Annotated in this window: 18 protein-coding genes and 1 tRNA gene; 10 read left to right on the forward strand and 9 right to left on the reverse strand. The window is 63.3% G+C overall.

The genetic code is table 11. The annotated features are described in order from the left end of the window. Window positions 1-21: 21 nt before the first annotated feature. Both G0P99_RS03780 and G0P99_RS03785 read right to left on the reverse strand, forming a co-directional pair. Window positions 22-432, reverse strand: coding sequence for a hypothetical protein (locus G0P99_RS03780; RefSeq protein WP_164127871.1), 411 nt, complete (start codon window positions 430-432; stop codon window positions 22-24). Between the two features lie 33 nt (window positions 433-465). Further along, the gene (locus tag G0P99_RS03785; RefSeq protein ID WP_164127873.1) at window positions 466-1,578 is read right to left on the reverse strand and encodes a PQQ-dependent sugar dehydrogenase; all 1,113 of its coding nucleotides are present in this window, start codon (window positions 1,576-1,578) and stop codon (window positions 466-468) included. 159 nt (window positions 1,579-1,737) lie between these two features. Here G0P99_RS03785 and G0P99_RS03790 point away from each other — a divergent pair, with 159 nt between their 5' ends. From G0P99_RS03790 to G0P99_RS03815, 6 genes are all read left to right on the forward strand, one after another. Further along, window positions 1,738-2,931 (forward strand): ABC transporter substrate-binding protein, encoded by a 1,194-nt coding sequence (locus tag G0P99_RS03790; protein WP_164127875.1) that lies wholly within the window; start codon window positions 1,738-1,740, stop codon window positions 2,929-2,931. Window positions 2,932-3,067: 136 nt separating this feature from the next. After that, window positions 3,068-3,856, forward strand: a complete 789-nt coding sequence (locus G0P99_RS03795; protein ID WP_164127877.1) for an ABC transporter ATP-binding protein — start codon at window positions 3,068-3,070, stop codon at window positions 3,854-3,856. Beyond that, complete coding sequence (locus tag G0P99_RS03800) at window positions 3,853-4,683, forward strand: ABC transporter ATP-binding protein (RefSeq protein WP_164127879.1); 831 nt, start codon at window positions 3,853-3,855, stop codon at window positions 4,681-4,683. Before G0P99_RS03795 ends, G0P99_RS03800 begins: the two co-directional genes overlap by 4 nt. A 3-nt stretch (window positions 4,684-4,686) precedes the next feature. Then, complete coding sequence (locus G0P99_RS03805; protein WP_164127881.1) at window positions 4,687-5,697, forward strand: branched-chain amino acid ABC transporter permease; 1,011 nt, start codon at window positions 4,687-4,689, stop codon at window positions 5,695-5,697. Further along, window positions 5,694-6,998 carry a branched-chain amino acid ABC transporter permease gene (locus G0P99_RS03810; protein WP_164127883.1) on the forward strand — a complete coding sequence of 435 codons (1,305 nt, stop codon included), beginning with the start codon at window positions 5,694-5,696 and terminating at the stop codon, window positions 6,996-6,998. Before G0P99_RS03805 ends, G0P99_RS03810 begins: the two co-directional genes overlap by 4 nt. Window positions 6,999-7,077: 79 nt before the next feature. Then, entirely contained in the window at window positions 7,078-7,683 is a 606-nt protein-coding gene (locus G0P99_RS03815; protein WP_164127885.1) for a DUF2306 domain-containing protein, read from the forward strand. Window positions 7,684-7,689: 6 nt separating this feature from the next. On the opposite strand, the gene G0P99_RS03820 is transcribed toward G0P99_RS03815, so the two are convergent. Next, window positions 7,690-9,240 (reverse strand): helicase HerA-like domain-containing protein, encoded by a 1,551-nt coding sequence (locus G0P99_RS03820; protein WP_164127887.1) that lies wholly within the window; start codon window positions 9,238-9,240, stop codon window positions 7,690-7,692. A gap of 434 nt (window positions 9,241-9,674) precedes the next feature. On the opposite strand from G0P99_RS03820, the gene G0P99_RS03825 reads away from it, so the two are divergent. Next, a complete protein-coding gene (locus G0P99_RS03825) occupies window positions 9,675-10,289 on the forward strand; it encodes an invasion associated locus B family protein (RefSeq protein ID WP_164127889.1) in 615 nt (204 codons plus the stop codon). A gap of 68 nt (window positions 10,290-10,357) precedes the next feature. Here the strand turns inward: G0P99_RS03825 and G0P99_RS03830 are convergent, their stop codons facing one another. From G0P99_RS03830 to G0P99_RS03845, 4 genes are read right to left on the reverse strand one after another with little or no spacing between them, the layout of a single operon-like run. Next, window positions 10,358-11,566: a beta-ketoacyl synthase gene (locus G0P99_RS03830; protein ID WP_164127890.1), complete on the reverse strand. Its 1,209-nt coding sequence runs from the start codon at window positions 11,564-11,566 to the stop codon at window positions 10,358-10,360. 8 nt (window positions 11,567-11,574) lie between these two features. Continuing rightward, window positions 11,575-11,832 carry an acyl carrier protein gene (locus G0P99_RS03835; RefSeq protein ID WP_164127893.1) on the reverse strand — a complete coding sequence of 86 codons (258 nt, stop codon included), beginning with the start codon at window positions 11,830-11,832 and terminating at the stop codon, window positions 11,575-11,577. 30 nt (window positions 11,833-11,862) lie between these two features. Continuing rightward, entirely contained in the window at window positions 11,863-12,954 is a 1,092-nt protein-coding gene (gene lpxD / locus G0P99_RS03840) for a UDP-3-O-(3-hydroxymyristoyl)glucosamine N-acyltransferase (protein ID WP_164127895.1), read from the reverse strand. 36 nt (window positions 12,955-12,990) lie between these two features. Further along, a complete protein-coding gene (locus tag G0P99_RS03845; protein WP_164127897.1) occupies window positions 12,991-14,604 on the reverse strand; it encodes a L,D-transpeptidase family protein in 1,614 nt (537 codons plus the stop codon). A 362-nt stretch (window positions 14,605-14,966) separates the two neighbouring features. On the opposite strand from G0P99_RS03845, the gene G0P99_RS03850 reads away from it, so the two are divergent. Then, complete coding sequence (locus G0P99_RS03850) at window positions 14,967-15,536, forward strand: DUF882 domain-containing protein (RefSeq protein ID WP_164127898.1); 570 nt, start codon at window positions 14,967-14,969, stop codon at window positions 15,534-15,536. Between the two features lie 166 nt (window positions 15,537-15,702). Here the strand turns inward: G0P99_RS03850 and G0P99_RS03855 are convergent. Further along, window positions 15,703-15,788 (reverse strand) — tRNA-Leu (locus G0P99_RS03855). Window positions 15,789-15,926: 138 nt separating this feature from the next. On the opposite strand from G0P99_RS03855, the gene G0P99_RS03860 reads away from it, so the two are divergent. Together G0P99_RS03860 and G0P99_RS03865 are read left to right on the forward strand one after the other, a co-directional pair. Then, the gene (locus tag G0P99_RS03860) at window positions 15,927-16,505 is read left to right on the forward strand and encodes a YqaA family protein (RefSeq protein ID WP_164127901.1); all 579 of its coding nucleotides are present in this window, start codon (window positions 15,927-15,929) and stop codon (window positions 16,503-16,505) included. After that, window positions 16,505-16,966, forward strand: coding sequence for a disulfide bond formation protein B (locus tag G0P99_RS03865; protein ID WP_164127902.1), 462 nt, complete (start codon window positions 16,505-16,507; stop codon window positions 16,964-16,966). Before G0P99_RS03860 ends, G0P99_RS03865 begins: the two co-directional genes overlap by 1 nt. A gap of 83 nt (window positions 16,967-17,049) precedes the next feature. On the opposite strand, the gene G0P99_RS03870 is transcribed toward G0P99_RS03865, so the two are convergent. Further along, window positions 17,050-17,475 carry an Lrp/AsnC family transcriptional regulator gene (locus tag G0P99_RS03870; RefSeq protein WP_164127904.1) on the reverse strand — a complete coding sequence of 142 codons (426 nt, stop codon included), beginning with the start codon at window positions 17,473-17,475 and terminating at the stop codon, window positions 17,050-17,052. Window positions 17,476-17,543: the final 68 nt, after the last annotated feature.

Raw genomic sequence — 17,543 nt, forward strand, 5'->3', positions numbered from 1 at the left:
AGATGCGGGAGGCGTTTCGGATCAGAACTTGTCAAAGATCTTGTCGGCGTTGGTGTTAAGGTTGAATCTCAGGGCAACCAGCCCCTCTTCCCGGCGATGCAGGAAGGCATAGAAATACACATAGGACTTCTGCCGGTTCCAGTAGACCCGCATTTCCTGGCTGAAGTCCGGTGTCAGCTCCACCCGTTTCAGCACCGCGCTGTTGGTGAAATCGAAAGGCATGGCGTTCAACAGCTGCGCATTGGTCGCCTTCAGCTCTGCCTCGGTGTATTCGTCCTCACCGCCCAGGCTGTTGATCAGCGATACGAAATCCCGCGACATGATCTTGTCATCGACGAACCGGGCATATTCGGCATAGGTGCCGAATACCCGATCCTCGGCACTGGCCGTGCCAGGGGTCAAGAACATCAGAACCAAGATCAATCGCCACATGGTGCCCTCCCGCATTGACGCGTCAGGACCAGCCTAGGAAGCGGGGCGCATCCTGTAAACCGTGCCGCGCCCTTCGGAAATGAACCAGATCGTGCCGTCGGGCGCCTCGACGATGTCGCGCACGCGCTCGGTCTCAGGGCTCTTGATCTGCTCTGGCGCGCGCAATGGCGCCCCGGACAGGCGGGCGATATGGTCGAACTTCAGCGACCCGACAAGGATATGACCGCGCCAGCGGGGCCACAGCTTGCCGGAATAGACCAGCAGGCCCGAGGGCGCGATTGACGGGTCCCAATAGAAACGCGGCTGCTCCATCCCCGCCTTGTGCGTGCCCTCGCCGATCTTCTTGCCCGAATACTCGACCCCGTAGGAAATCACCGGCCAGCCGTAGTTCGTGCCCTTGCGGATCAGGTTGATCTCGTCGCCGCCTTTGGCCCCATGTTCCGAGATCCAGAGCTGCCCCTGCCCGTCCAGCCCCGCACCTTGCGGATTGCGATGCCCCCAGGACCAGATCTCGGGTCGCACACCCGATTGACCGACGAACGGATTGTCGCCCGGCACGCTGCCATCCGGTCGAATGCGGATCACGCTGCCATTGTGATTTGACCGGTCCTGCGCCGTGGCGCCCTCGCCCCGGTCGCCCAACGTGACGAAGAGCGTGCCATCGGCGGCCTCGACCACGCGGCTGCCAAAGTGCCGCCCCCCCTTGCTGACCGGCGCGGCCTCGAAGATCGTGCGCACCTGTTCCAGCCGCCGGTTGTCGGGGCTCAGTCGGGCTACGGCCACGGCGGTTCCGGCGCCGCCACCCGGCTGCGGCCGGGCATAGGTCAGGTACAGCCTGCGGCTTTGCGTGAAATCCCGCGCCAGAGTTATGTCGAGCAATCCGCCCTGCCCCGATGCCCGTACACGCGGCACGCCCGCCACCGGGTCAAGCCGTCCGTCTCGCGCAAGAACCAGCCGTCCGCCGCGTTCGGTGACCAGCGCCCCCCCCTCTGGCAGCGGTGCAACCGCCCAGGGCGTATCCAGCCCCTCGGCCATGATCTCCAGCCGCACCTGTCCCGCAGATGTGGTCAGAACCGATTGCGCAGCAGCGATGGAACCAAAGAAGGAAAGGGCCAGAATCAACGCGGCGAAAGAACGGGAAAACATGCTCCAACCTCTTGTGGCAGCGGTACCATCACCGCAGGTTTCCCAACAAAACCTAGGCGATTTCCCCTGCAAAACCACTTTTTCGTTAGGACTTTCCTTTTTCCCGCAGCTTGCCTAATTTCGTTGCAGAACGATTGCGTTCCAACAAGGGAGTAACTCATGAAAAAACTGCTTACGGCCACTGCGGCCTCCGCACTGATGGCCAGCGCCGCGTTTGCCGGTGGTCACGCCAAGGAAGTCAAGATCGGCGTGATCCTGGGCTTCACCGGCCCGATCGAATCGCTGACCCCGTCGATGGCCGACGGCGCTGAACTGGCGATGAAGGAAGTCAGCGACTCCGGTCTGCTGCTGGACGGCGCCACCGTGACCTCGGTCCGCGCCGACTCGACCTGCGTCGACGCTGCTGCCGCTACCGCCGCCGCCGAACGTCTGGTGACCTCGGACAAGGTTGACGGCATCATGGGCGCCGACTGCTCGGGCGTGACCGGTGCGATCCTGTCGAACGTCGCCGTTCCGAACGGCGTCGTGATGATCTCGCCCTCGGCCACCTCGCCCGCTCTGTCGACCGCCGAAGACAACGGCCTGTTCTTCCGCACCGCGCCGTCGGATGCCCGCCAGGGCGTCGTGATGACCGAGATCCTGATGGAAGAAGGCATCAAGGAAGTCGCGCTGACCTATACCAACAACGACTATGGCAAAGGTCTGGCCGACAGCTTCCAGGGGGCATTCGAAGCCGCCGGCGGCAAGGTGACCATCTCGGCCGCGCATGAAGACGGCAAGGCCGACTACTCGGCCGAAGTCGGCGCGTTGGCCGCCGCCGGTGGCGAGCGTCTGGTGGTTGCCGGTTACGTCGACCAGGGCGGTTCGGGCATCGTGCGCTCCGCCATCGACTCGGGCGCGTTTGACACCTTCCACTTCCCCGACGGCATGATCGGCGCCAAGCTCGAAGAGAACTTCGGCGACGAGATCGACGGCTCGACCGGCCAGCATCCCGGCACCGACAGCCCGGGCGTGTCCAAGTACGAAGAGATCGTGGCCGGCGCCTTCGACGCCACCTCGCCCTTCACTCCCGAAGCGTATGACGCCGCGGCCCTGATCCTGCTCGCCATGCAGGCGGCAAACTCCAAGGACTCGGCCGACTACAAAGAGCACGTCATGCATGTCGCCAACGCACCGGGTGAGAAAATCTATCCCGGCGAACTGGCCAAGGCATTGCAGATCATCAAGGACGGCGGCGATGTCGACTATGTCGGCGCAACCGCGGTCGAGCTGATCGGACCCGGCGAAAGCGCCGGCAACTACCGCCAGATCAAGGTTGATGGCGGCAAGATCACCACGGCCAAATTCCGTTGATCGCCCTGCGATGATGTACTGAAGAGCAGCCCGGGCCTTGTGTCCGGGCTGTTTCAATGACAAAAGGCCGCACCTCGCACGGGGGATGAGGCAACAACAACAGGGCTGCGCATTGTATGCGGCCTCGGGGGATAACATGATCGTCGTCGAAGACGTGCACAAGCACTTCGGCGGGTTCCATGCGGTGGATGGTGCATCGCTGGAAATCGCCAAGGGCTCCATCACCGGCCTGATCGGGCCGAACGGAGCCGGTAAGACCACTCTGTTCAACGTGATCGCCGGAGTCCTTCCGCCCACCAGCGGCAAGGTCACCATGGATGGCGAGGATATCACCGGCCTGCCGCCGCACGACCTGTTCCACAAGGGGCTGCTCCGGACCTTTCAGATCGCGCATGAATTCAGCTCGATGAGCTGCCGCGAGAACCTGATGATGGTGCCCGGCGGGCAGATCGGCGAAACGCTGTGGAACACCTGGTTCGGGCGCAAGCGCATTGCCGACCAGGAGCGCGCACTCAGGGCCAAGGCCGACGAGGTGCTGGAGTTCCTGACCATCAGCCACTTGGCCGATCACAAGGCGGGCCAGGTCTCGGGCGGACAGAAGAAACTGCTGGAACTGGGCCGCACCATGATGGTGGATGCCAAGATCGTGTTCCTGGACGAGGTCGGCGCCGGTGTGAACCGCACCCTGCTGATGACCATCGCCGACACCATCCTGCGGCTCAACAAGGAACGTGGCTATACCTTTGTCGTGATCGAGCACGACATGGATTTCATCGGCAAGATCTGCGATCCCGTCATCTGCATGGCCGAAGGCCGGGTTCTGGCCAAGGGCACGCTTGACGAGATCAAGGCCAACGAGCAGGTGATCGAGGCCTATCTGGGCACCGGCCTGAAGAACAAGGAAAAGTTGGAGGCAGGCGCATGAGCGGCAATCCCTATCAGGACGGTCGCGGCAACAAGGACGCCTCGATCACCAACCCTCACGGCATCGGCACCATGACCCCCGCCCATCGCAAGAGCGGCCCCACGACCAAGGTCGACGGCGGTCCGTTCCTGATCGGCGACACCATGACCGGCGGTTATGGCAAGGGCCCCGATATCCTGCATGAATGCACCATCGCGGTGAACCCGGGCGAGATCGCCGTCATCGTCGGCCCCAACGGCGCCGGCAAATCGACCGCAATGAAGGCGGTGTTCGGCATGCTCGACGTGCGCTCAGGCTCGGTGCGGCTGGATGGCGAGGATATCACCAAGCTCACGCCACAGGACCGTGTGGTCAAGGGCATGGGGTTCGTGCCGCAGACCAACAACATCTTCACTTCGATGACGGTCGAAGAGAACCTAGAAATGGGCGCCTTCATCCGCCGCGACGACATCCGCGAGACCATGGAACAGGTCTATGACCTGTTCCCGATCCTGCGCGAGAAGCGCTATCAGGCGGCGGGCGAGCTTTCCGGCGGCCAGCGCCAGCAGGTCGCCGTGGGCCGGGCGCTGATGACCAAGCCCAAGGTGCTGATGCTCGACGAACCGACCGCAGGCGTCAGCCCCATCGTGATGGACGAGCTGTTCGACCGCATCATCGAGGTCAGCCGCACCGGCCTGCCGATCCTGATGGTCGAGCAGAACGCCAAACAGGCGCTCGCCATCGCCGACAAGGGATATGTGCTGGTTCAGGGCCGCAATGCCTTTACCGGCACCGGCAAGGAACTGCTCGAAGATCCCGAAGTGCGCAAATCTTTCCTGGGAGGCTGAGACATGGACCTTCTCAACGCCTTCGTGGCGCTTTCGAACTTCGTGCTGATCCCCGCCATCGCCTATGGCAGCCAATTGGCGCTGGGCGCGCTGGGGGTGACGCTGATCTATGGCATCCTGCGGTTCTCGAACTTCGCCCATGGCGACACCATGGCGTTCGGCGCCATGATCACCGTGCTGGTGACCTGGTGGCTGCAATCCATGGGCGTCGGCCTTGGCCCGCTGCCGACCGCGCTTTTGGCCCTGCCCTTTGGCATCCTCGGCTGCATGGCCCTGGTTCTGGTCACCGACCGCATGGTCTATCGCTTCTACCGCGAACAAAAGGCCAAGCCGGTGATCCTGGTCATCGTGTCGATGGGCGTGATGTTCATCATGAACGGGCTTGTCCGCTTCATCATCGGCCCCAACGACCAGAACTTCGCCGATGGCGAGCGGTTCCTGATCTCGGCCCGCGACTTCAAGAAGATGACCGGGCTGGAAGAGGGGCTGGCGATCAAGTCCACCCAGGCGCTGACCGTTGTCGTGGCGGTGATCTGTGTCGCGCTTCTGTTCTGGTTCCTCAACAAGACCCGCACCGGCAAGTCGATGCGCGCCTATTCCGATAACGAGGATCTGGCGCTTCTGTCGGGCATCAACCCGGAACGTGTGGTGATGTACACCTGGCTGATCGTGGCGGCACTCGCCACCACGGCGGGCGTGCTCTATGGCCTCGACAAGAGCTTCAAGCCCTTCGTCTACTTCCAGCTTCTGCTGCCGATCTTTGCCTCGGCCATCGTGGGCGGTCTGGGCAGCCCGCTGGGCGCCATCGCGGGCGGATTTGTCATCGCCTTTTCCGAGGTCACCGTGACCTATGCCTGGAAAAAGGTGCTGGGCTACTTCGCCCCCGCCGGGATGGAGCCAGACGGCCTCGTCCAGCTCCTGAGCACCGATTACAAGTTCGCGGTCAGCTTCGTCATCCTGCTGATCGTGCTGCTGTTCAAGCCTACGGGCCTCTTCAAGGGGAAAGCGGTATGACCGAGACAGTGAAAAATACCGCCCTGTTCCTGGGCGTAGCCGCCCTGGTCGTGATCACCGGCTTCATGCAAAGCTGGAACTCGGCCATCCTGATCGTCAACATGGGGCTGATCTCGGCCATCATGGCGATTGGCGTCAACCTGCAATGGGGCTTTGCCGGCCTCTTCAACGTCGGCGTCATGGGCTTTGTGGCGCTGGGCGGCCTTGCTGTGGTGCTGGTGTCCGAACCGCTCTCGCCCGAGGCCTGGTCCGCGGGTGGCTGGGGCATCGTTCTGGCGCTGCTGCTGGGTGCCGCCACCGTGTTCGCCGCCGTTATGGCGACGAAACGGATGCCCAAGGGACGCAACCGGGCGCTGACCGTCCTGGTGGTGCTGATCGCGGGTTTCGTGATCTACCGCGCCGTGTTCGATCCCAACGTCATGGCGGTCGAGGCGATCAACCCGGCCGCCGCCGGCAATATCGGCGGCCTGGGCCTTCCTGTGCTCCTGGCCTGGCCCGCCGGTGGCCTGCTGGCCGCGGGCGCGGCCTGGCTCATCGGCAAGACGGCACTCGGTCTGCGCTCCGATTACCTCGCCATCGCCACGCTGGGCATCGCCGAGATCATCATCGCGGTGATGAAGAACGAGGACTGGCTGGCACGCGGTGTCAAGAACGTGATCGGCCTGCCCCGCCCCGTCCCCTACGAGATCGACCTCCAAAACGATCCCGGTTTCGTGGAAAGCGCGGCCTCTCTTGGCCTCGACCCGGTGACCGCCTCGACCCTCTATGTCAAGCTCGGCTACTCGGTCCTCTTCACCGTGGTGCTGCTGGTCCTCCTTTGGATGGCGCAAATGGCACTGAAAAGCCCCTGGGGCCGGATGATGCGCGCAATCCGCGACAACGAGGTCGCGGCCGAGGCGATGGGCAAGGATGTCACCCGCCGCCACCTGCAAGTCTTTGTTCTGGGCTCTGCCGTCTGTGGCATCGCTGGAGCGATGATGACCACGCTCGACGGCCAGCTGACACCGGGCACCTACCAGCCGCTGCGCTTCACCTTCCTGATCTGGGTGATGGTCATCGTCGGCGGCTCGGGCAACAACTTCGGCGCCGTGCTGGGGGCGATGCTGATCTGGTTCCTCTGGGTCCAGGTCGAGCCGCTGGGCCTCTGGCTGATGAACGTGATCACCTTCGGCCTGCCCGAGGGCAGCGCGCTGAAATCGCACCTGATCGACAGCGCCGCCCATATGCGCCTGCTGACCATGGGGGTCATCCTCCTCTTGGTGCTCAGGTTCAGCCCGCGCGGGCTGATCCCCGAGAAATGAGCCGCGTGATGGGGTAGCCCCGCCAACTTGGCGCGAAAAATCCAGGCCGGCGGCCTACGCCGCCGGCCTTCTGCTCCTGATGCTGGCAATCCTGCCTTTTGCAATCTACGCAGCCCGGTTCGGCCTGGCGGGCCTGATCCAAGATCTGTCCGGCGAGACCTATCTGGTCCAGGCCGGCGCCTGGCTAACCAACATATCCGTGTTTGTTCATATGCTGGCCGGGTCGCTCCTGTCTTTCCTTGCGCCGCTGCAATTGTTCCCCTGGCTCCGCCGAAACTGGCCCGCTGTGCACCGGGCCACCGGCAGATTGCTGATCCTGTGCGCCATTCTCACGGCCCTGGCCGGGCTGATCTACATCGCCCTGCGCGGAACGGTCGGCGGCACGGCCATGGATGCGGGCTTTGCCTTGTACGGTGGCCTGACCGGCCTGGCGGCCGTACAGGCGTTTCGCTTTGCCATCGCGCGCGACATCGAACACCACAGGCGCTGGGCCTTGCGCCTGTTCGTTCTTGCCATCGGATCATGGCTCTACCGGGTACAATACACGATCTGGTACATTGCCACCGACGGGCTGGCGTCGACGCCGGACTTCTCCGGCGCCTTCGATCTGTTCATGAACTTCGGCTTCTACCTGCCCTGGCTGGCCCTGCTCGAACTCATCCTGTTCAAACAACAGCGCCACTAGCCCCCATCACCGCCCCTTGAACAGGCTGCCCAGGATGCCGCGCACGATGCGGCGGCCGGTGGTGCCCTTCAGCTCCTTGATCACCGCCTCGCCCATGGCGCTGGTCAGTGTATCCTCTTTCTTGGTGCGCTTCGGCGCCCGCGACGACGACCGGCTCACCCGGCTGCCGGAATAACGGCGGGCCGAGTTGTATTCGCGCTCCCAGGGGCTTGCCTCCTCTGCCTTCACCTCGGCGTCCTCCGCTTCCCGTGCCGCCATTTCGGCCCGTTTGGCAAGGATCTCGAAGGCCGACTTGCGATCGAGCGGCGTGTCGTATTTCCCTGCCATGTCGGAACTGTTCAGGATCGCCCGGCGCTCAGCCGGACCGATCGGCCCCAACTGGGACGAGGGCGGCCGGATCAGCGTGCGCTCGACGATCCCGGGCACGCCTTTCTTCTGCAACAGCGAGGTCACCGCCTCGCCCACGCCCACGTCCCGGATCGCATCCTCGGTATCGAAGGCGGGGTTCTCGCGATAGGTTTCCGCCGCCAGCCGCAGGTTCTTGCGATCCTTGGCGGTAAAGGCGCGCAGCGCGTGCTGGATGCGGTTGCCCAGCTGGCCAAGGATATCCTCGGGCACATCGGCGGGGTTCTGGGTGATGAAATAGACCCCCACCCCCTTGGACCGGATCAGCCGCGCCACCTGTTCCACCTTGTCGATCAGCGCCTTGGGCGCGTCATCGAACAGCAAATGAGCCTCGTCAAAGAAGAACACCAGTTTCGGCTTGTCCGGATCGCCCACCTCGGGCAGTTCCTCGAACAGCTCGCTCAAGAGCCACAACAGGAAAGTGGCATAGAGCTTGGGCGAGGCCATCAGCTTGTCCGAGGCCAGGATATTGACCATGCCGCGCCCCTCGGAATCGGTGCGCATCAGGTCGGCAAGATCCAGCGCCGGTTCGCCGAAAAGGCGGTCGCCACCCTGGTTCTCGATAACTAGCAAACGCCGCTGGATCGCCCCCACCGAGGCGGTCGAGATATTGCCATAGCGCAGCGACAGCGACTTGGCGTTCTCACCGATCCAGACCAAAAGCGCCTGCAAATCCTTGAGGTCGAGGAGCGGCAGTCCCTCCTCATCCGACAGCCGGAACGCTATATTCAGGATCCCTTCCTGCGCCTCGCTCAGCTCCAGCAGTTGCGACAGCAACAGCGGCCCCATCTCGGCCACCGTGGTCCGCACCGGATGCCCCTGCTCTCCGAAGAGATCCCAGAAGGTCACCGGGCAGGCGCGATAGTCATAGCCCTCGAACCCGATCTTTTCCGCCCGTTCCGTGAACGGCCCATGCAGCTTGTGTGCCGCCGACCCCGACTTCGCCATCCCCGACAGGTCGCCCTTCACGTCCGCCATGAACACCGGCACGCCCGCGTCCGAAAACCCCTCGGCCAAAATTTGCAGCGTCACCGTCTTGCCGGTCCCGGTTGCCCCCGCGATCAGGCCGTGCCGGTTCGCGTATTTCAGATCCAGCCATTGGCCGACCTCGTAATCGGGTCCGCCGCCGCCAAGAAAAATCTTTCCGTCCATCGGGTTCTTGCCTCAAATTCTATCGTTTCACCCAGACCATACAAACTTAACCTTTGGCTGCGATAGTCCCAATTGCCCCTTTGGCCTTGTGCCGGACGGGGGCTTCCTCCCTGTCAGACTGGCCGTGCCTTCGGGCACGGCTTTTTTCGACTGGATGGTCAAAAACGGTGCAGAGACAGGTATTTGGCTGTATTTCGCCCAAAACTCCGTCTTAGCTGTTGACCCAATGGCACGGCTTTCGTAACGTCCCGCCATAACACTAAGTCGGCCAGTCCGACGGGGAGCAAAATAGGAAAGGGAACCCGACTGCGGGTTCCCTTTCTTGCTTTCGGCAGGCATCAGCATTTCCCTGCTTGGCCGCGTGTTTGCGCCTGACAGTCCTGATCGCGCATGATAGACGGACATTGAGCAGCCATTCTCCTGATGAGGCATTCATGACCAAGACCCTGTTTTCGCTTTCCGCCGCCCTTTTTGCGCTGGCCACCGCCGTTTCGGCGCAGGACACCGCCCAATCCGGCGAAGCGGCCCCGGCGGCTCAGGAAAAGACCGCCGATCAGCTTCTCGACCTGGGACAACCGGTCGGGGCCGAGCCGCAACTCGGGCAGCGGTACTCCAAGGAAAAATCCGGTGACTGGGACCTCGCCTGCATCAAGACCGAGGAAGAAACCGATCCCTGTTCGCTGTTGCAGATCCTGACCGACGACCAGGGCAACCCGATGGCCGAATTCTCGATGTTCCGGCTTGAGGAAGGCGGCGTTGCCGTGGCGGGTGCCACCGTCATCGTGCCGCTGGAAACCCTGTTGCCGGCGCAGCTGACCATCTCGATCAACGGCGCCCCGGGAAAACGCTACAACTATTCCTTCTGCAACCCGATCGGTTGCGTGGCACAGATCGGTCTGACGCAGGGCGATATCGACGCGATGCGCAAAGGGGCCGAGGCGGTTGTCTCGCTGGTCCCGGCCCCGGCACCGGACCAGGTGGTGCGCCTGAAGATGTCACTCAAGGGCTTCACCGCCGGTTATGAAAAGGTCGACGTCGTTTCGAACTGACGCGGGTTTACACCTAAAAAGGCCGCCGAGGTTGGACCCCGGCGGCCTTTTTCTTTGCTTGCGGATGATCAGACCCGACGCAGCGCCAACACCGCGTTCAACCCGCCAAAGGCAAAGGCATTGCTCAGCGCCACCTCGACCTTGGCCTCGCGCGCCACGTTCGGCACCACGTCCAGTGCGCATTCCGGATCGGGCTCCTCGTAGCCGATGGTGGGTGCAATCACCCCGTCGCGCAGCGCCATGATACAGGCCAGCAGTTCCACCGCGCCGGTGCCGCCGATCAGATGGCCATGCATCGACTTGGTCGAAGAGATCATCAGGCTGTCGGCATGGCGCCCGAACACATCCGCCACCGCGGCGCATTCGGTCTTGTCATTGGCCGCGGTCCCGGTGCCATGGGCGTTGATATAGCCCACCTCGCCCGGGTCGATCCGGGCATCGGCCAGGGCCCCTGCCATGGCCCGCGCCGCCCCTTGTTTCGACGGCATCACGATGTCGGATGCGTCCGAGGACATGGCGAATCCCGAAACCTCGCACAGGATCTCGGCACCGCGTTTCTTGGCGTGCTCGTATTCCTCGAAAACGAAAATGCCCGCGCCCTCGCCCTGCACCATGCCGTTGCGGTTGGCGCTGAACGGGCGGCAGGCGTCCTTGGACATCACCCGCAACCCTTCCCAGGCCTTGACCCCGCCGAAACACAGCATCGATTCCGATCCGCCGGTGATCATCACCGGCGCCATGCCGCTGCGCACCATGGCAAAGGCCTGCGCCATTGCATGGTTGGACGAGGCGCAGGCCGTCGACACCGTGAATGACGGCCCTTTCAGATTGTGCTCCATCGACACGTGGCTGGCGGCCGCGTTGTTCATCAGCTTGGGCACGACAAAGGGATGGACCCGGTTCTTGCCCTCTTCATAGACAGACCGGTAATTCTCGTCCCAGGTGCTGACACCGCCTCCGGCGGTGCCCAGAACCACGCCCGACTTCGCCGACAGCTCGCCGTGAAACTCCAGCCCCGACTGCGTTATCGCCTCCTTGGCAGCGGTCAGGGTGAACTGGGTGAATCGGTCATACAGGGACATCTGCTGCCGATTGAACCGGCCCTCGGCCTCGAACCCGCGCACCTGGCCGCCGATCCGGATGGCCAGCCGTTCCACATCGCGAAACTCCAGCTCGGCAATGCCGCACCGCCCCTCGCGCATCGCTTCCAGCGTTTCGGGCACCGAATGTCCCAGTGCGTTGATTGTTCCCGCCCCGGTGATGACGACCCGTTTCATCGGCGTGATCAGGCCTTTTCTGACACGAGCTTTTCGATGCCCGCGATGATCGCGGCCACGTTCGAAATGTCGAAATCGCTCTGCGTCGGTTCGTTGGCGTTGAACGGGATCGAGATGTCGAACTCTTCCTCGATGGCAAAGATGCTCTCGACCAGGCCCAGACTGTCGATTCCCAGGTCTTCCAATGTGCTGTCCGGGCTGACGTCCGACGGTTCCAGAACGGCCTGCTCTGCGATGATGGCGATGACGCGGTCGCTGATGCTCATTTGGGTCCCCTGTGGTGGCTTGGGGCTGATTTAATCGCTGGAACCGGGTTTGAAAACTGCCTTTTTCAGCGCATCCAGATCCCGCATCAGGCGGGGCAGACGCCGCTGCGCCTTGTAGATTTCCGTGTGTGTTTCCATCTTTACACCGGGATAGCCCATGATCACCCGGCCTGCGGGCACGTTGGACAAGATCTTGGTGCCGCCGCCCGAAATCACCCCGTCGCCGATAAAGATATTGTCGACCACCCCGGTCTGGCCGCCCAGAACCACGTTGTTGCCGATCTCGACCGAGCCCGACACGCCGGTCTGGCCGCACAGCAGACAGTCGCGCCCTACCCGGGTGTTGTGACCCACATGCACGAGGTTATCGAGCTTGCTGCCATCTCCGATCCGGGTGTTGCGGATGGTGCCGTTGTCGACGGTGCAGTTGGCGCCCACCTCGACATCGTCGCCGATCTCGACCGAACCCAGCGAATGGATCCGCACCCAGGCCTGCGCCTTGGCCTCGCCCTGATCACCCAGCGTCTTGCGGGCGTTCTCCGCCCCCGACACCTCGGGCGTGACGAACGAAAAGCCATCGCCACCGATCCGCGCGCCGGGTTGCGCGATGAACCTGTCACCGATGGTGACGCGCGCGCCGATGCTGACCATCTCGCGCAGCCAGGCGCCCTGGCCCAGGACAGCATCCATTCCGATGGAGCAATGCGGCCCGATCACCGACCCGTCGCCGATCCGCGCCCGGGCGCCCACCACGCTCAGCGGCCCGATGCGCACATCGGCGCCGATCACGGCACTGGGATCGATCACCGCCGACGGGTGAATCCCCGGTTCCACCCCCTGCCCCGGATCCAGCATCGCCGTCAGCCCCGCCATCGCCAGGCGCGGTCTTGGCACCAGGATCGCGGCCTTCAGCCCCAGGCCCTGCCAATCGGCCCCCGGCCACAACAGTGCCGCCCGGGCCTTGCCCTGCCCCAGCGCCTCGGCATATTTCGGCGACATTGCCAGCGCCAGATCGTCGGGTCCCGCATCCGCCGGTTCGGTGGCACGCAGAATGGTCAGGTCAAGATCGCCCTCCGCCTCCATTCCGATGGCAGCAGCGATCTGTGAGATGGTAAAGCGCATGGAAAGGGGCCCGTCAGCTGTTGGTGCCCCGCAGACTTACCCCTGAACGGCCGACAGGACCACCCCTGCGCGGCTCATCGCATCCCAAATCTTCGCGTCCCGACCATAGACGTCGCGGCGATAGCCGGCATGCCCCCGGTCGTCCACATAGGCCGTGCGATAGATGATATGCACCGGCACATGCTGGGTCAGGTCCACCTTGGTTTCCCTGCCGGTGTTCAGCACGTTGTGGAAAAAGCTCTTGGGGTCGGCCTCTTGTGCGGCCAGCAGCGCATAGGCGAATTCAAACGGCTGCGCCAGCCGGATACAGCCATGCGAAAACGCCCGCACCTCGCGCGCGAACAGGTGTTTCTGCGGCGTGTCGTGCAGATAGATATTGTACTTGTTGGGGAACATGAATTTCACCAACCCCAGCGCATTGCCCTTACCCGGCGGCTGGCGCATGGCAAAAGGAAAGCTGCGCGTCGAAAACTGGCTGAAATCCACCGCACCGCGATTGACCTGACGGCCCCGGCTGTCGGTGATTTCCAGATGCCGGACCGCGTTCGGGTTTGCCCGCAGCTTGGGCAGATACTCTTTGGTAATAATCGAGCGCGGCACATACCAGCTCGGATTGATCACCATATGCTCCATCTCGTCAGAGAATTCAGGACTGCGGCGGTCGGATGTATTCATCCCGATAACGGAACGAGTCTCGAACGTTACGCGCCCGTGATCGACGATCTTGGCGGTAAAATCTGTCTGGTTGACCAGGATATGCCGTTCGCCCCGGTCGCGTGGCAGCCAGCGCTCGCGCTCCAGCGCCACGATCACCGATTTCAGCCGGTCCGCGACCGACTTGTTGATCTCTTCCAGCGTGGCCTCGCCCGCCACCCCGTCCGGCTCCAGCCCATGCGCCACCTGAAACGCCTGCACCGCCTTCTGAAGCGTCCCGTCATAGCTCGCCGCGGCGCTGCGCTCCATGTATCCCATCGCGATCAGCCGGTTGCGCAATTGCACGACCCGGGTTCCCGTGTCGCCCGGCGACAGCTTGCCGCCCGGCACCGCCGGCCCCCAGCCGCCGGTGGCCAGATCCTGCTCCAGACCCAGCTTGAGTTTCAGAAGCGCGCGGTACTGTGTTGTCGCCGGCGCCAGGCTGCGCAGGTACCGGCCCGGGTCGGCGGCCTGTATTTCTGTCAGATACTCCTGCGCGCTGCGCCGTTCGACCACCCGCACCATGCCCTCGTCGATCTTCGACGGCGTCAGGAACCCGCTTTGGATTTCGCTGGCAAACCGGGCAAAGACACGGCTCATCTCGACCTCGAGCAGGCCCATGTCCCGTACCGTACGCGCGGCCGCCATTTTCGCCATCAGCCCGTCGACGTCGTAGCGCGCCGCAGGCAGCCCGTGGATATCCGCCATCGACAGTGCCTCGATCAGAGCCGCGCGGCGGGCCCGGAACACGTCGCCCTCGCCGGTCCAAACCGGTTGATACCCGCTCTGCCGGTAATAGGCCCCGATCGCCTCGTCACCGTAACTCGCCTCGGCCAAAGCCTGCTTATAGGCGGTCACCTGCGCCATGGCGCCCGACACCGGCCACACAGCCAGCGCACCGGCCAGGACCGTGGCAGCCATCAAGGGGCGAAAGCGAATTCGAAACGTCGAAGGCATGTGGTGTTTCCCTGAAACCAAGTCGTTATTTTCAATAGCCGAAGGAGGTTCGGAAATTCTCCTAAGAACCGGGTGACAAAGTCCATTCACAATCTTTTCAGGTCCCCAAATCTCATTCCGGCTGATGCGCGGATGCATCGCAACAGCCCGGCCGCCTCGTCGCCCTGGCCGAGAATAGAGGAGTCTGCATCACCTGTTTGGGCGAAAAACTGCCGAAAATTCCCCTTCAACCTCAAGTTTCTGAAAGAATTCTTGGCGAACGAATCCCTCTGTGCCATAAAACCGGCCATCTGGGGGATGGAAATTAACAATGTGCACGTAACATCGTGCGCAGGCAGGACACGCACGGGACAGAAAGTCAGATGACGGAAACCAGTTCTTCGGGCCTAACAAGGCGCGCACTTTTACGGGCCTTTGCCGCGACAGCCGTTACAGCCGCCCCAACCTACTCCATGGCCGCAGGGTTCCTGCGCGGCGGCGGCGACATCCGCCGCATCCGCATGTACTCCGGCCGCACCGGCGAGCGGCTGGACATGGTCTACTGGATCGACGGCGATTACATCAAGGACGCGGTCAAGGAGATCAACTTCTTCATGCGCGACTGGCGTGTCGATCAGGTCAAGACCATGGATCTGCGCACGATCGACATCATGGCCGCATCGCACAACCTTCTTGACGTAAGCGAACCCTACATGCTGCTGTCGGGCTACCGCAGCCCGCAAACCAACGCGATGCTGCGCAGCAAGTCGCGCGGCGTGGCACGTAACTCCCTGCATATGCAGGGTCAGGCCGCGGACCTGCGGCTGGCGTCGCGTTCCGTGAGCCAGATCGCCAACGCGGCGGCCTCCTGCCGGGCGGGTGGTGTCGGCAAATACTACCGGTCGAATTTCGTGCATATGGATTGCGGCGACATCCGCACCTGGGGCGGCTGACACCGCATTCAGGTCTATCAGGCTTGCGCCCCCGTACACCCGTGCGGGGGTTTTGTGTTGCTGCATGCCCGCATCCAGGGGGGCTGGACGCGACGGCGACATGAACCGCAAGCCGACACCGGCCGACTGACCCATCGAACGAAATCAACGCGTCTGAACTGGATAGTGGTGCCCAAGGAGAGACTCGAACTCTCACGCCCGTGAAGGCGGGGGATTTTGAATCCCCTGCGTCTACCATTCCGCCACTTGGGCCACCTGCCCCTGAATTATCCGCAGCCGCAGCGAAGGTCCAGAGCGAAAAAGCGTCGACCGCCCGCTTTCGCAAGGCAAGGCGGTTGACCCCGGTTTGCGGTCGTGATTTGCAGCCGTTCAGGCTTGGACGCGGGCAAAATGCTGAAATCACTCTACGACAGAACCATGGCTCTGGCCGATCACCCACAGGCGATGTGGGCGCTGGCGCTGGTCGCCTTTCTGGAAAGCTCGGTCTTTCCCATCCCGCCCGACCTCTTGATGATTCCGATGATTCTGGCCCGCCCCTCGCGCGCCTGGGCCATCGCGCTGGTGGCGCTGGTCGCCTCGGTGCTGGGCGGGCTTCTGGGCTATGCCATCGGCGCCTTCTTCTATGACAGTATCGGTGCTCCGATCCTTCAGGCCATGGGCAAGGCCGAGGCGATGGAGGCGTTCAACACCCGCTTCAACGATTTCGGTTTCTGGGCGGTGCTGACGGCGGGGGTGACCCCCTTCCCCTACAAAGTGATCACCATCATGTCGGGCTGGACCGGCATGCCGCTCGGCACCTTCATCGCCACCTCGGTTCTGGCTCGCGCGCTGCGCTTCTTCCTGGTCGCGGCGCTCCTGTGGAAATTCGGCGCCCCGGTCCGCGATTTCATCGAAAGACGCCTGGGTCTTGTGCTGACCGTCTTCATGGCGCTGCTGATCGGCGGCTTTCTTCTGGTGAGGTATCTGTGATGTCCCGCAAAACCCTGATCCTGCTGGCCGCTGGCGGGTCCGCCGCACTTCTCCTGGGCGCCTGGGGCTTCCAGTATGTCGGCGGGCTGGCACCCTGCAAGATGTGCATCTGGCAGCGGTACCCGCATGGCGCGGCGGTGCTGATCGGCGCACTGGCGCTGGCCGCCGGCTGGCGGTTGCTGCCCTGGGCCGGGGCACTCGCGGCGCTGACCACCTCCATCATCGGCTTCTTTCACGCCGGGGTCGAACAGGGCTGGTGGGAAGGCCCCACAACCTGCACCTCCGGCCCGATCGGCGGGCTCAGCGCCGAACAACTGATGGAGCAGATCATGGCCGCGCCGCTGGTGCGCTGCGACGAGATCCCCTGGGAGATGCTGGGCATCTCCATGGCCGGGTGGAACGGCCTGATCTCGCTGGCGCTGGCGCTCATCTGGATCGTGGCCGCAACCCGCCGCGCCTGACCCTTCCCCCACAAGTCCTTCATTTCGCTCAAAATACTCCGGGGGAGTCGCGCGTCCGCGCGACGGGGGCAGCGCCCCCTTCCTCACGTCGATTTTTTGGTCGACAGCAGCAGGTTCGTCTCGCTCGCCTGCACCCCTTCGAACATCCGGATCTTGGCCAGCGCCGTGTCCAGGTCTTCCAGCGTCTCGGTACCCAGCTCGACGATCAGATCCCAGCGCCCGTTGGTCGAGTGGATCGCCCGTACCTCCTTGAGCCCCTGCAACTGCCGCGTTACCCGCGCCGCGCCGCGCCCCTCGATCTCGATCATCATCAGCCCGCGCACCGGATCGTTCAGCACATCCTCTTTCAGGACCACCGAAAACCCCAGGATATCCCCCCGCTGCACCAGCCGCTCGATCCGCGCCCGCACCGTGGTGCGCGACAGATCCAGCTGCAATGCCAGGTCCGACAGCGACGCGCGCGCGTCATGCCTCAGCGCGGCGATCAGGCGTTCATCCGTTTTGTCCATCTTTGCGTCCGATTTGATCAATCCAACGACGATATGACCAAATATCCCTCTTGGTTTCAACGCAAATC

The sequence above is a fragment of the Ruegeria sp. PrR005 genome (assembly GCF_010500245.1).
Classification (GTDB): Bacteria; Pseudomonadota; Alphaproteobacteria; order Rhodobacterales; family Rhodobacteraceae; genus Ruegeria_B; species Ruegeria_B marisflavi.